Below are 15,298 nucleotides of genomic sequence, written 5' to 3'. Positions count from 1 at the left end.
ACGTTCCTCAGAGTTTGCCGGTCAGGCTGTAGAGGGGTTCGAGGACCCATTCGTAGAGTTTTCGGGTTTCCTGCAGCAGGTCGGCTTCCAGCAGCATGCCGCTCTGCAGCGGGCGCGGCTGGCCGTAGGCTTTCACCTGCTGCTCGTCCAGCTGCACGCGGATGCGGTAGTACTGCTCGCCGCTCTGGCCCACGCCCGGCACGCTGCCGGCCATGGCCGCCAGCTCGTTGTACGGCAGCGAGGTGCGCGAGATGGACAGCACCTTGCCGCGGTACTGGCCGAACTTCTGGTACGGGTAGGCCTGGTAGCGGATCAGCGCCGGGCCGCCGACCTTGATGAAGCCCACCGCGCGGCTCGGCGCGTAGAGTTCGGCGACCAGCTCGGCGTTCTCCGGGACGATGCTCAGCAGCGGCCGCGAGGGGTCGACCAGTTGGCCGACCTCGGCCAGCACCGCGGTGGCGATGCCCGCCTCCGGCGCCACGATGCGCAGGGTGCGCTTGGCCTCGCTCTCGCCCAGCTGCTGGTGCACGCCGTTGAGCTGGCGCTGCAGTTCGGCGCGCTGGTTGGCATGGCGCGCGTCGAGCCCGTCGAGGCCGGCCTGCTGCTCACGCAACTGCTGTTGCAGCGCCATGCGCTCGCGCTCCAGGCGCTGCAGGGTCTGGCGCTGGCCGAGCTGGTCGGCCTGGCGCTGCTGGAACTGGTCCATGGAGATGTAGCCTTTCTCCATCAGCCCGCGGTAGCGTCCTTCGGCGTCGCCGGCGATGGCCACCAGTTGGCGCTGGCTGTGCAACTGGGCGGCCTGGGTGGCCAGTTCGTCGCGCAGGCTGACGACCTTGGCCTGCAGGCTGCGGCGTTCGTCGGCCTGCAGCCGCTGCAGCTTCTCCAGTTGCTGCTCCAGGGACTCGCGGCTGGCCTCCAGCCGGTGGCTGATGCCGGCCTGCACCGCCTGGTCCTGGCCGCTGTAGCGCTCGCTGGAAAGGCGCAGCAGGGTCTGGCCGCGCTCGACCTTCTGCCCTTCGCGCACGGATTTCTCGATGATCACGCCCATCTGCGGCGCGTGCACCTTGGCCTGGCCGTTGACCGGCAGCAATTGCCCGACCACGGTGCTGCGCTTGGTGTAGCTGCCCCAGATGAAGAAGCCCATCACCAGCAGGGCGAACAGGGTGGCCAGGGCGGTGAGCACGCTGAAGGACAGCGGTCGTATCAGGATGATCGAGCCCAGCCATTGGGCGCTCTGCCCTTGCAGGGCCTCGGTGCGGAACAGCGGTGTTTCGGTACTCAAGGTAGGGACCACTTGTGTTGTCTTGGGGCGGACGGTCTTTCTACAGGGCGGAGCGCGGGTGGAAATACCGGGGATGTCCGATTCAGGAGCAGTAAAAAGACCTACATCGGCCAGATTTTTCTGAATGTCGACGAAAGACGCCGTGCCTGTTCCGAAGCTCGCGAACAAGCGTGCCCCTGCGAAAAAAAGCGGCGCCATCAAGGGGGAGGAAACCGGCGCCGCCAGAACGGATGAGTGCCCCGGCGCATGGGCGCCGGGGCGGTTCGGGGCCTCAGACCATGATCTGGTGGTTCTGGATCAGGGTCAGCAGGTCGGTACGGATACCCATCAGGTGGACCAGGTCGGTGGAGCCGACCTGGCTACCGATGCCGTCGCGGTCGACGCTGAGGATGGTGTTGTTGCCCTCGACGCGGGTCGACAGGTAGTCCAGCAGGCCCTGGGACGAGGCATCCAGCTGCAGCACGCCCTCATCCTTGACCAGGCTGACCGGGCCGCCGTAGCCGAGCATGCCGCGCAGGTCGACGATGTCGGCATTGCTGTTGTTCAGCACGTTGCCCAGGCCGAAGCCGAACACCACGTCATGGCCGTTGCCGCCATCGGCGGAGATGTCCCAGCCGCTGGACGGACGGTAGACCAGGGTGTCGTTGCCACCGCCGAAGAGGTAGAAGACGTCGTCGCCGCCACGGCCTTCGAAGCGGTTGCTGGCCGCGTTGTCCATGAAGGCGTCGGCATGGGCGCTGCCCTTCAGGCCTTCGATGTTGAGCAGGGTGTCGTTGCCCATGCCCACCGACTGGCCGCTCTGCAGGTTGACCTGCACGCCCTGCTGGGCGTGCTGGTAGTCGACCACGTCCATGCCCTGGGTGGCGCTCCAGACCTTGCTGCCGTCGGTGAGGTAGTTCCAGCCGCCACCGCCATTGATGACATCGTTGCCTTCGGTGGCGGTGAAGCTGTCGTTGTAGCCGCTGCCCACGGTGCCGGCGCCCTGGCTGTCGAAGCTCACGGTCGGCTTGCCGGCGGTGAGCACGTAGGCGTGGTCGGTGGCGCCGGCGACCAGGTTGCCCCAGGTCGGGTCGGTCAGGCCGAGGTCTTCCTCGAACCTGCCCGGCACGGCCAGGCCGCTGATCTTCGCGGCCAGCAGCTTGGCGCTGTAGACCTCGCTGGAGTCGAGCCCGTAGAAGTAGACCAGGCCGGAGCTGTCGTTGGTGACGCCGGACTGCGGGTTGATGACCTGCGTGGCGACCAGGCGGCCGGCCGAGTCGAACAGTTGCACGGTGTTGCCGTAGTAGCTGTTCAGGCCGTTCTTGTCGAGGATGCGCAGGATCAGGCTGGTGCCCTCGGCCACGTGGTTCTCGTTGCGGATCAGTACCGTGGGCGCCGTGTCGGTGATCATGCCCAGGTGCTTCTCGCCGGAGGTGCGGTACAGCAGCAGGTCGACGGCGCCGTCGAAGTCATAATCCACCGCCACGGCACCGGTGACGTTGTCGTAGGCCTCGTTGGCCAGCAGCTTGCCGGTGTTCATCCAGTCGCCATTGCCCTGGTTGAGGAACAGCACCGGAGACATGGGGGCGTTGGAGGCGGACTTCACGGCGTTCTGCCGCGGCGCCTCGATGACGTCCATCCTGCCATCGTGGTTCCAGTCCACGGCGAAGGAAACGCCGCCGTCGAAATGCACCAGTTGGCCGTCCTGGTTCTGGCCGAGGAAGTCGTTGAAGAACAGCGGATTTTCGTTGTCGATCCCCAGCCACTTGCCGTTGGCATCATTGCCCTTGTTCAGGTAGATGCGGCTGTCGTCGGCGTTGCCCTTTTTGCCGGTGGAGGATTGGCTGCCGCGGGCCAGGAACAGGTCCAGGTCGCCGTCGCCGTCGAAGTCGGCCCAGGTCATGGCGGTGGACAGGTTGCTGTGCTCCGTGCGGCTGGCGCTGTCGCTGCGGAACATATTGCCGAACGTCTGCTCCCTGCCGAAGGAACCATCATCCTGGGTCAGCAGCACGGCGAGGGCGGTATTGCCGTACTGGTCGTTGTGCCCTGCCAGGTCCACGGTGCCGTTGTTGTCCAGGTCGACGCCGCTGATCTCGGAGCCCCACCAGGTGTTGTTCTTCTTCTCCCCTTTCAGTACGCCGTTCTCGTTGCGGAGGAGGTTGAAGCCCCACTTGCCGATGCTGTTGTCGACCACGATGAAGTCGGTATAGCCGTCGCCGTTGCCGTCCCAGGCGATGACGCCGCCGATGTTCAGCGAGCTCGGGTTGTTCGCCCAGCCGGCGGTGTAGGTACCGTCGGCCTTCGCGGTCCATACCGGCAGGTTCGCGGAGTTGCCGCTGACGTGGCCGATCACGTCCATCAGGCCATCGCGGTTGTAGTCGGCGAAAGTGGCCCTGGAGATCATGTTGCCGTGGCCGTTGGCGGTGACCTTGCTCGGCTCGCTCAGGTAGCTGGCGCGGTAGTTTTCACGGTCGTAGCCGCTGTAGACGTGGCCGGAGTTCTTGTAGGTGTCGGAGCTCAGCGCATAGCCGGTGCTCTGGAAGAACGACCAGGTGCCATCGGCGCTCATGGTCATGGCCGCGGCATTGGAGCCGCGCTCGGACTGGACCGCGCCACCCCAGTTGGTTTGCTGGACGCTGGCGCCCACCTCGTTGACCGGACGGTAGGCGTCGGTCAGCACTTGCGGGCCGAAGCCGGAGTTGTTGCCGGCCACGTCCCAGGTGACGAAGCCCAGCTGCTGCTGGCCATCGGCGAGGATGGCATCGAAGCTCCAGCGGCCGTCGTTGCCGGCCACCGCATGGCCGACGATCTTGTCCAGGCCTTCCTGGTAGCGGCCGTCGCGGTTGACGTCCTGGACCAGGGCCACGGTGGCGCCGGCTTCGGCCAGGCCATACTGGGAGCTGGAATAGTAGGCGCGCTCGCCACTGGAGGTCAGCGAGGCGATCTGCGGGGCGAAGGCGAAGGGCACCGGCGAGTCGAGGTCGACGATGAGCGTGCGCTCGCCGAGGCCAAGGGTGCTGCCGCTGTTGTCGGCCACGCGCAGTTCGACGTCCAGGCGCTGGCTGGCCGCCAGCGGGTCGCTGGTGTAGCTCCACAGCTGGCCGCCGTTGGACATGATGGTCTGCCAGGTCTTGCCGCCGTCCAGGGACAGTTGCAGGTGCTGGCCGATCTGCAGGGCCGCGCTCAGCTTGCCGGACAGGGTGACGCTGTTGTCGCGGGTGATGAAGTCGTTGTTCTGCGCGGTCTGCGCATTGCTGTACTGGCCGGCGATCTCCACCGCGGTGTCGGTGCCCAGATCGATGGTGGTGTGCATTTCCGGCAGCGGCACGCCGGCGTCGAATAGCACGTCCTGGGCCGCGTAGGCGCTGGCCACCGGCTTGCCCTGGGCGTCGACCACGCGCACTTCGTAGCGAACCTGGGTGCCGAGGTTGTGCACGCTGGGATCGATGTAGATCCAGTCGGTGCCGAAGGCCTGCACGACCTTCCAGGTCTGGCCGCCGTCGACGCTGACCTGCAGCTTGGCGCCGGCCGGCAGCTCCTCGCTGAGGGTGCCCATCAGGGTGATCTTCGAGGCGCTGGTGATGAAGTCGCCTTCAACGCCGGTGTCCGGGGTGATGCCGGTGATGTACACCTTGATGCCTTCCAGCGGCGGCGGGGCCACCTCGCGGCTGATGGTGATCTGCTGGGCGGTCATCGCGCCCTCGTTGCCGGCGGCGTCGATGCTGCGCATCAGGTAGGTGTAGTTGCCGTTCTGCAGCTCGCGCACGTCCTGGTATTGCCAGTAGCCGCCGCTGACGGTGTCGACGTCCTGCCAGGTGACGCCGGTGTCCAGGCTGATCTGCAGCTTCTCGTTGGCGGCCAGCGGCACGCTCAGGGTGCCGTAGAGCAACGGCGAGGTGTCGGCGGTCACCAGCGGCTGTTCCGGACTGGCTTCGGCGACATTGCTGATCGTGGCCTGGGCCGATGGCGGGGTGCGGTCGAGGATGTAGGTGAAGGGCGAGCTGTAGCCGCTCTCCAGGCCATTGTCCTTGTCGGTGGCGGTGGCGCGCAGCACCTGCATACCCTCGTCCAGCAACGGCTCGCTCGGGGTGAAGCGCCAGGAACCGTTGCCCTGGACAGTGGTGCTGCCGAGCAGGCGGTCGCCATGGTAGACCTTGATCGTGTCGCCCGGCGCGGCACCGTTGCCGACGATGGATGGGGTAGTGTCGTCGGTGTAGCCGTTGAGCTGGACCATGCCCTGATACTCGGGCCTTCCGGTGTCGTCGAGGATGTACTGGATGTTCGGAGCGGGCGGCGCCACGGGAATGACGGGTTCGTCCTGAGAAGCGGCGTAGGCCGCGGCATCCCGGAACGGGTTCTGGTTGACGGTCATGTACTACTCCTGAAGTTTCTGTTGGCATGCGCCTGCCCGTATGCCCTGGGGCCAACCGGTTCGCAGGCGTGCGGCGATGTTAGAAAGCCATCTTCACGATGTATCTAAGGCGTGCCCTAAAGTCCGCCGACGTCCGTCGGCGCGCTGCATGGCGCACAAAAAAAGGCGGCATGGACCAGGGCCCATGCCGCCTGGGTAGGCCCCCGGCCGACGCCAGGCGTCGGCCGGGGCCGGGTGGGTCAGACCAGGTGCTGCTGTTGCAGCGCCAGCAGGTCCTGCTTCACCAGCGGGTTGTCGAAGACCACCGGCTCGGCCGCGGGCGCCGCCGGCGCCGCGGCTGCACTCAGCAGCTCGGGCGCGGCGGGCTCGGCCACCGGCTCCCGGGCCTGCAGCAGGTCCGCCAGCGACAACGGCTTCGCCTCGGCGCGGGCTTCCTGCCCCGACGCCAGGGCGCCGAGCAGCCCCGCCACCAGTCCATCGCCGGCCTCGTAAGGCTCGGCCAGCACCTGCGGCTGCAGTACGCTGTCCTCCAGGAAGATGGTGTAAGGCCCGGACGACGGCAGGTCCTCGGCGCCAACCACCAGGTCCACCGAACCATCGTCTTTGGCCAGGTGGGCCAGTTCACCGGTGGAGAAGGTCCAGTAGCCATCCTCGTCCACCACATGGGAACCCACCGCCACGTCGTTGGCGTAGAGCGTCACCAGGTTGCCCGGGGCACAGGAAACCTTGACCGTCAGATTGGTATCCTCGGTGAAGTCCTCCTTCTGCAGGAACACGCCCGCGACGTCGTCATACACATTGATGATCGACGGGTAGGGCGACGCTTGAATGGCCACCGTGAAGTCCCAGGCGTCGCTGAGCGGTCCCATGTTGCCAGCCTCATCCACGGCACAGGCCTGGAAGCTGTGGCTTCCGGTCGACAGCTGCAGGTAGGGCTCGAAGGCCCACTCCAGAGTGAGCTGGTTGACCGTGGCCGAGCCGAGGAAGGTGCCATTGTCGTAGACGTACACGTACTTCACGCCGAAGGTGTCCACCTGGCCGTAGAAGTTCGGCCAGGGGTCGTCGGTCTTGCCACCGTTCGGCACATCGCCCCAGTCCGTCTCCGGATTCTGTCCGATCATGTCGTACAGCCCGAGGTTGGTGACCCGGCCCGGTGCGGTGATATCCACGGTGAAGTTCCAGCCAACGCTGCGCGCACCTTCGTTGCCGGCCTCGTCCACGGCCGCGGCACTGAAGCGGTGCACGCCTTCGTACAGCGCCTCGTCCGGGGTGAAGCTCCAGTTGCCCTCGGCGTCCACGGCGACGCTGGCGATCAGCAGGCTGCCGTCGTAGATGTTCACCCACTGGGCGCCACTGGCCTGGCCGCTGAAGGTCGGCGTGGCGTCGTTGGTCAGGCCGCTCTGGGCGATGGTGCCGGTGATCAGCGGCTCGTCGTCGACCAGGTCCAGGCCGCTGACGACGCCGGGCACCTCGGTGTCGACGGTGAAGCCCCATTCGAGGCTTGCGCTCGGCGTACCGCTGGCGGTTTCGGCCACCAGGCGCAGGCTGTGCTCGCCGTCGGCCAGCTCCGGCAGTTCGAACTGCCAGTTGCCGTCGCCATCGACCAGCGCGCTGCCCAGCAGGACCTCGCCGTCATGGATGATCACCCGCACCGCGCCATTGCCGGCCGTGCCGGACAGCATCGGTTGCGCGTCGTTGGTCAACCCGCCCTGGGCGATCTCGCCCACGATGCCTTCGACATCGTCGTACACCGAGTCGAGGGTAAGGGTCGGTACCTGGGCCTGCACCGTGAAGTCCAGCGACTCGTTGGGTTCACTGGCATTGCCGGCCGGATCGGTGATGACCACGCTGATGCTGTGGTCGCCCTCTTCCAGCGGCTCTTCGGGTGTGAATTCCCAGTTGCCGTTCTCGTCGATAATGGCGGTGCCGATTTCTTCACCGTTGTCGAGGATACTCACGCTATCGCCCGGCTCGCCCGAGCCACTGAGGGTCGGCTGGGTTTCGTCGGTCACGCTGCCCGGCTCGATCGGGCCGGTGATGGCGCCGGTGTTGTCCTCGGCGGTCACTACTTCCGGCTGTTCCGGGGCGGTGGTGTCGAGGATGACGGCGACCGGGGCGGTCTCGTCGCTGTGACGGCCAGCCTCGTCCTGCGCCTTGGCGGTGATGACCTTCTCGCCATCGCCGGCCAGCGGCAGTTCGGTGCTCCAGTTGCCGCTTTCATCGGCGACCACGCTGGCAGCCAGCTCGCCGTTGACGTACAGCAGCACGAGGTTGCCGGCATCGGCGGTGCCCTTGAGCGACAGGCTGGTGTCGTCGGTGACGTCGCCGTCGTTCAGCGGGCCGGTGACCGAGCCCTCGCCATCGACGATCTCGCTGATGACCGGCAGCTGCGGCAGCGGGGTTTCCTCGCCCACCACGGTGAAGCCGATGCTTTCGCTGGCCTCGCCCTCCTGGCCGATGGCGTTCACCGGACGGGCGGAGATGCTGTGCTCGCCGGAGGCCAGCTCGGGCGCCTGGAAGCTCCAGTTGCCTTCGCCGTCCACCAGGGCGGTACCCAGCAGGGTCGCGCCGTCGTAGATTTCCACCCAGGCGGCCTCACCTTCGACATGGCCCTGTACGAGCGGCGCAGCATCGTCGGTGGAACCGCCGTTGGCGATCACCCCGGTGAGCGGGTCGACGTCGTCGATCAGCTCGATGCGGTCGATGACCATCGGCGGCACGCTGGTGTCGACGCTGAAGTCCAGCGATTCGCTGGGCTGGCTGGCGTTGCCAGCCGGGTCGGTGATGACCACGCTGATGCTGTGGTCGCCCTCTTCCAGCGGCGGCTCGGGGGTGAATTCCCAATGGCCGTTCTCGTCGATGATGGCGGTGCCGATCTCTTCACCGTTGTCGAGGATGCTGACAGTATCGCCCGGCTCGCCCGAGCCGCTCAGTGTCGGCTGGGTTTCGTCGGTCACGCTGCCCGCTTCGATCGGCCCGGTGATGGCGCCGGCGTTGTCCTCGGCGCTGATCACGTCCGGTTGTTCCGGGGCGATGGTGTCGAGGATGACGGAGACCGGGGCGGTCTCGTCGCTGTGACGGCCAGCCTCGTCCTGCGCCTTGGCGGTGATGACCTTCTCGCCATCGCCGGCCAGCGGCAGTTCGGTGCTCCAGTTGCCGTTTTCGTCGGCGACGACGCTGGCAACCGGCTCGCCGTTGACGTACAGCAGCACGAGGTTGCCGGCTTCGGCGGTACCGCTGACGCTCAGGCTGGTGTCATCGGTGACGTCGCCGTCGCTCAGCGGGCCGGTGACCGAGCCCTCGTCATCGTGGATTTCACTGATGACAGGCATCTCCGGCAGCGGGGTTTCTTCGCCCACCACGGTGAAGCCGATGTTTTCGCTGGCCTCGCCCTTCTGGCCGATGGCATTTATCGGACGGGCGGAGATGCTGTGCTCGCCGGAGGCCAGTTCAGGTGCCTGGAAGCTCCAGTTGCCTTCACCGTCCACCAGGGCGGTACCCAGCAGAGTCGCGCCGTCGTAGATTTCCACCCAGGCGGCCTCGCCTTCGACATGGCCCTGCACGAGCGGCGCGGCGTCGTCGGTGGAGCCGCCATTGGCGATCACGCCAGTGACCGGGTCGACGTCGTCGATCAGCTCGATGCCGTCGATACGCAGGTCGGTCGGCACAGCGGTGTCCACGGTCAGTTCGAACGGACGACTCGGATTGCTTTCGTTGCCCGCGGCGTCGGAAACGGTGACGGTCAGGCTGTGCTTGCCGTCAGCCAGCTCAGGCAGTACCAGGCTCCAGTTACCGTTTTCGTCGGCCGTGATGCTGGCGATCGGATCAAGGCCCTTGTTGTCATAGACCTTGACCAGCCCGTTGGGCTCGGCATAGCTGCCTTCCAGGGTCGGCTTGGCGTCGTCGGTGGTATCACCGGAGCGCAGTGGCCCCGTGATCGCACCGGCATCATCCAGCACGCTGTCGATGAGCGGACGGTCCGGAACCCGGGTATCGATCAGCAGGGTGAAGTCATCCCGGCCGAATTCGCCGGTGGCGCTCTGGACCTCGGCGCTATAGGTGTGCGGGCCGTCGCCCTGGGACAGGGACAGCTGCAGGCTCCAGTTGCCCCCGGCGTCCGCCTGTACGCTGCCGAGGACGATCCCGGCTTCGGAGATGATCACCAGCGCGCCCGCCGTCGCGGTCCCCACCAGGGTCGGACGGTTGTCGTTGGTGCTGCCATTGTCCGCCACCGGCCCGGTGGTCGGGTCGACAGCGTCCAGCGCATGCAGGATCTGCACTTGCGGCGCTTCGCTCCAGACGCTGAACTCCAGCGCGTCGCTGGGCTCGCTGAGGTTGCCGGCGGCGTCCTGGGCCTGCACGGTGATGCTGTGCGAGCCATCGTCCAGCGGCGGCTCGGGCGTATAGCTCCAGTTGCCTTCGGCGTCGGCCACCACGCTGCCCAGGGGTTTGCCGTTGTCGCTGATGATGACCACGGCGTCCGGCTCGGCCTGGCCGCTGAATTCCGGAGTATTGTCATTGGTGGTTCCATACTGGCCGATCGGGCCCTGCACCACGCCTTCGTTGTCCTCGGCGCCAGCCTGCTGCGGCTTGTCCGGCGCAGTGGTGTCGAGGACGATGGAAACCGGAGCGGTCTCGTCGCTGTGGCGGCCAGCCTCGTCCTGCGCCTTGGCGGTGATGACCTGTTCGCCATCCTCACCGTTCAGCGGCAGCTCCGTCGTCCAGTTGCCCTGTTCGTCGGCGGTGGCGCTGGCGACCAGTTCGCCGTCGACGTACAGCAGCACGAGATTACCGGCTTCGGCGGTACCGCTGACGCTCAGGCTGGTGTCGTCGGTGACGTCGCCATCGTTCAGCAGGCCGGTGACAGAACCATGGCCATCCTCGATCTGATTGATGACCGGCGCGTTCGGCAACACTGCGGGGTCCACCACCTCGAAGACGATGGCTGCCCCATTGGCGCCCCGATTGCCGGCTGCATCCACCGGGTATGCCTCGAAGCTATGCTCGCCAAGGAGCACCGTCCCCTCCTCCGGGGTGAATTCCCAGTTGCCCTGGTCATCCACCAGCACCGTGCCCAGCGAGGTGCCATCGAGGAATATTTCCACCCACTTGACGTCGGTGGCGTCGAAATTCTCCACCTTCCCTTTCAACGCCGGGGTGGCGTCGTCGGTCTTCCCGCCCGCGGCGATAATACCGGTGACGGGCCCGAAGTCGTCGTGCAGGGTGAGGCTGAGCTCGGCCTCATCGGGTGCGACGAAGTCCAGTTGCAGTTCGAGTTGCAGGAAGGGCTTGTCAACCTGGGAGCCCGGAGCCGCCTCGGGGGAGTTGCCGGCATCGTCCATCATGTAGAAGGCGAGCGTGTAGTCGCCGCCCTGCCCAACCAGTTCCTCGGGCCAATCGTAATGCCAGGAGCCATCGGCCGCGACACTCACCACGATCGGCAGGTCGCCAAGAATCGTCTTGCCATCCTTCTTGATGACGATCCTCACGTGCTGCAGGTCTTCCGGGCTGGCCGCCTGGCTGAATTTTCCGTCGAAGACCGGACGCTGGGCATTGATCTGGACCTGGCTCTGGGCACCCTCGATGGTCACCGGCAGGACGCCACCCAGCACCTGCATCGACTCCAGCGCAATCTCTTCCGGCCTGATGCGATCGATGACCACCCCTTTGACCGGGTCGGAATCGACACCCTCGACGGTGATGAAGAAGTCCACCACGCCTTCCATGCCTTCCTGCACGAAGGAGAGGTTCGGGCTTATGGACCAGTGACCATTCTTACGCACCGTTGCGACGCCCAGCGCCATCACTTCGCCGGACTCGAGCACGGCCTTGACGGTCACCTCCTGCCCTTCGGTCAGTCCCTGCCCCTTGAAGGACAGGGCGGGATCGTCGGTACGCGTCCCCTCTGTCACCTCTCCCTTGAGGTAACCATAGTCATCCCATATCTGGAATGTGGGCTTGGCCTGGGTGGTCTCCTCGGCCTGCGGAGCGGGCGCGACTCGCCCCGCCGATGCCTCTTGGGCAGCCGATGTGTTGGCCTGCATGCTGTCCTGATCGTCGCTCCAGTTCTTTTCGGTCATGGGCCGAAAACTCCTTGATTGTTCAATGATGAAATAGCGCCCATGGATGGGCGGCCGATTGCATTGGGCAGATCGCCACCAGCGTGGGCGCACTCACTTCTGGCAGTGTTGGTTGTGTGCTGAAGTCCCACCGGCGATGCTAGGAAAGTTGCCCGGGAAGGTATCTAGGGAACCCCCTAAAGCACCCGGCCGGCGGGCGTAAATCGCCTCCCGGGGCACTTCGGGCGCGGATGAAAAAAGGGCGCGAACACGGTTCGCGCCCTTGATGGGGAAAGAGACCGACCGCCATCAACGGCGGCCGGCCGCTCGGTCTTAGAGGACCAGTTGCTGGCCCTGCAGCAGTTCGAGCAGGTCGACGCGCTCCAATGCCGCCATCGGTACCGCGGCGTCGACGGTGGGCACAGCGCCGGTGGCGCTGTCGTCGCCCGCGCCGGCCAGGGCCGCCAGCAACCCTTCTCCCGGTTGCCCCATTTCACCCAGCAGCCCGGCCAGGTCGATGCGTCCTTCCTGCTCCCAGGCGGACTGTCCGCGCGGCTGGACGTCCTCCAGCGCAGCGCCATGGGTCAACAACTGGAGGACCAGGCTGCCACCCTCATCCAGGGCGTAGGCCTGCTCCGGCGCCGCCTCACCGGGCAACGCGCGCAACCCGGCCTCTTCCACAGGCTCGAGGATGATGTCGTAGGCACCGGTGGCCGGCGTGCGGTCGCCTTGGGCATCGTAGGACGATGCATAGAGGAACTTCTCGCCGTAGCCGCCGTACTCGAACAGGTCCGGGCAATCGATCGTCCAACTGCCATCGACACCCACCGTGGCCGAACCCAGGAGGATGGCCGTGTCGAGGTCCACCCCGCTGCCGTCGTCCTGCAGCTGCAGGTACAGCTCCATGGTGTGCCCCGGCGTACCGGTGCCTTTCACCGTGGGTGTCCGGTCATCGGTGAAGTCGCCTTTTTCCAGCGGACCGAGCTGGCCGCCGAAGTCGTCGACAACCATGCTGATGACCGGATAGGGGGGAACCGTCTGGGGAACGGAGAAGCTCCAGGATGCGCTAAGCGGCCCCTCGTTCCCGGCCTTGTCCACCGCCGATACCTGCAGGCCATGGTTGCCAGCGCCAAGCAGGGGGCTCTCGAATACCCAGGCACCGGATGCGTCGACCACGGCCGAGCCGACCAGCATGCCCTTGTCGAAGAGCTTAACGTAGGCGATATCGCCACCTTCGATGCGGCCGCTGATGGTCGGCCAGAAATCGTCGGTCTGCCCGCCATTGGCGATCGAGCCCTGGTCAGGACCGAAGTTGTCGTACACATCCTCGATCAGCGGCCGTCCGGGCGCCTGGGTATCCAGCACAATCTCCACCACCTCGCTCTTCGGGCTGTCCTTCCCATCGATGGACTGCTCGGCACTGAAGCGCTTGGCCCCGTCCTCGCCCAGGTCGGCGACAGCGATCTCCCACTTGCCATCCTGGCCCACGGTAGTACTGCCCACGACCTGGTCATCGAGGTACAGGGTCAGCAGGCTGCCGGGCACACCGCTGCCGCCCACGGTGGGGCTGCGGTCGTTGGTGCTTTCGCCGGGCGCGACTTCGCCGACCTGCGCTTCCTGGTCATCGCGAATCCAGTCGATGACGGGGGCCGCCAGCGGATCGCCCGGCTCTTCCGGATCGGTCGGGGCCGGACCGGTCGGCGTTTCCCCACTGATATTGCCGGCGGGGTCGGTCACCGTGACCGTGCCTTCCTCGCCGCCTTCCAGCGGGTTCTCCGGGAATTCCCAGTTGCCATTTCCATCCACGACGGTGGTGACGGTGCTGCCATCGGGCAGTTCGACGGTGACGGTGCCACCCGACTCACCGGTGCCGGCCAGGCCATCGCCATTCTCGGTGACGACCGGCGGTTCCGGCGCAATGGTGTCGGCCGGCTCGGTCACGGTCGGCGGGCTGACGTTGCCCGACGGGTCGGTGATGGTGACGGTGCCGCTCTCGCCGTTTTCCAGCGGGTTCTCCGGGAATTCCCAGTTGCCGTTTTCATCGACGACGGCGGTGACGGTGTTGCCGTCCGGCAGTTCCACGGTGACGATGCCTTCCGGCTCGCCGGTGCCACCCAGGCCGTTGCCATTGTTGTCGGTGATCACCGGCGGCTCCGGGGGAACCAGGTCGGCCGGCTCGGTGACGGTGGGCGGACTGACGTTGCCCGAGGGATCGGTGATGGTGACAATGCCGCTCTCGCCGTTTTCCAGCGGATTCTCCGGGAATTCCCAGTTGCCGTTTTCATCGACGACGGCGGTCACGGTGCTGCCGTCCGGCAGCTCCACGGTGACGATGCCTTCCGGCTCACCGGTGCCACCCAGGCCGTTGCCGTTGTTCTCGGTGACCACCGGCGCCTCCGGCACCTCGGTGTCGGACGGGCCGGTGTCCACGCTGCCGCTGTGGTTGCCGGCGGGGTCCACTTCCACCAGCGAACCGGACTCGCCATTGCCCAGCGGGTTCTCCGGGAAGGTCCAGTTGCCGTTCTCGTCCACGGTGGTGGCGACGCTGCTGCCATCGGGCCTGGTGAGGATGATGGTGTCGCCCGGCTCGCCGGTGCCGGACAGGCCGTTGGCGTTGTTCTCGGTGACGAGCGGGTCCTTCGGCGGGGTCAGGTCGGCCGGGCCGGTTTCGACCGCGGGGCTGGTGCCGTTGCCGTTGCTGGCGGTGACGCTGCCGCCCTGGCCGTCCTCCAGCGGGTTGGGCAAGAAGGCCCAGGTGCCGTCGGTGCTGGCGATGGTGGTGACGGTGCTGCCATCCGGGCGGGTCAGGGTGATCAGGTTGCCGGACTCGGCCGTGCCGGTCAGGCCCTGCTGGTTGTTGAAGAGGACCTTCGGCGCGGCCGGCGCCTCTCCCGGCAGGGGGTCCCCATTGCGCGGCGAGGCGCCACCGCCGCCGCGCTGGGTCAGCATGTTGCCCACGCCGATGGCGCCGAGGCCGGCGGCCGGCACCAGCAGGCCGAAGGCGACGTTATGGTCGTCCGATTGCAGCGCCAGCAGTTCCTCGACCGAGCCCAGCTCGGTCAGCTCCGCGCCCTGCCAGGGCTCCTCGTAGTCGGCCAGCCACAGCTTGCCGTCGGGAGCCTCCATGACGAGGTCGTTGCGCACGCCGTCGAAGTCCTGGAAGAAGTTGTCGACCGTGATGACCTTGCCGCTCTTCAGGCGCACCACCAGGTGGTTGCCGTCGCGGCTGATGGACTTGACGTCTTCCGGCGCGGCGGCGATCTTCACCACGCTCGGGTGCGACAAGGACAACAGGCTGTTGCCGGTCAGGCCCGTCACCTCTCCTGAGCTTTTCGCAATCAGTTCAATTGCGTCCATTTTCAATTCCTCCCGAAACAGTGAAGCGTCGCCCCGGCTAGGGCAGCCAATGAAGATACGAAGCGCGGTCTGCCCGACAGCCAGCTTCCAGGTGGGCACGAAGGGCCCGGCGCCCCCTGGACCACGGACAATGGCCGAGGGCGCCGGGAAGGCTACAGCGCCGCAGGCTCCCAACCATTAGGAATCCCCCTAAAGCCACCCTGCCCGACCGGGCTTTAAGGATTTCCTCAAGAACGCCCGTCGCCCTGC

Annotated in this window: 4 protein-coding genes; all 4 read right to left on the bottom strand. The window is 66.5% G+C overall.

Features of this window, described 5'->3' with window-relative positions; all coding sequences use genetic code 11:
- Positions 1 to 7 precede the first annotated feature (7 nt).
- Positions 8 to 1,264, bottom strand: coding sequence for an HlyD family secretion protein (locus CHC02_RS05135; RefSeq protein ID WP_176450310.1), 1,257 nt, complete (start codon positions 1,262 to 1,264; stop codon positions 8 to 10).
- A 289-nt stretch (positions 1,265 to 1,553) separates the two neighbouring features.
- On the bottom strand, positions 1,554 to 5,633 hold the full coding sequence (locus CHC02_RS05130; RefSeq protein WP_089390427.1) for a VCBS repeat-containing protein: 4,080 nt from the start codon (positions 5,631 to 5,633) through the stop codon (positions 1,554 to 1,556).
- A gap of 239 nt (positions 5,634 to 5,872) precedes the next feature.
- Entirely contained in the window at positions 5,873 to 11,713 is a 5,841-nt protein-coding gene (locus tag CHC02_RS05125; RefSeq protein ID WP_089390426.1) for an Ig-like domain-containing protein, read from the bottom strand.
- 312 nt (positions 11,714 to 12,025) lie between these two features.
- On the bottom strand, positions 12,026 to 15,049 hold the full coding sequence (locus CHC02_RS05120) for an Ig-like domain-containing protein (RefSeq protein ID WP_139210184.1): 3,024 nt from the start codon (positions 15,047 to 15,049) through the stop codon (positions 12,026 to 12,028).
- Positions 15,050 to 15,298: the final 249 nt, after the last annotated feature.

This window comes from Pseudomonas delhiensis, from assembly GCF_900187975.1.
Taxonomy (GTDB): Bacteria; Pseudomonadota; Gammaproteobacteria; order Pseudomonadales; family Pseudomonadaceae; genus Pseudomonas; species Pseudomonas delhiensis.
Note: the sequence above shows the minus strand (reverse complement) of the source record. Positions and strands in the feature narration are given on the sequence as shown.

Excerpts from the sequence above, each read along its gene's own strand:
- CHC02_RS05130 (WP_089390427.1), bottom strand. The coding sequence starts at position 5,633 with ATGACCGTCAACCAGAACCCGTTCCGGGATGCCGCGGCCTACGCCGCT.
- CHC02_RS05125 (WP_089390426.1), bottom strand. The coding sequence starts at position 11,713 with ATGACCGAAAAGAACTGGAGCGACGATCAGGACAGCATGCAGGCCAAC.
- CHC02_RS05120 (WP_139210184.1), bottom strand. The coding sequence starts at position 15,049 with ATGGACGCAATTGAACTGATTGCGAAAAGCTCAGGAGAGGTGACGGGC.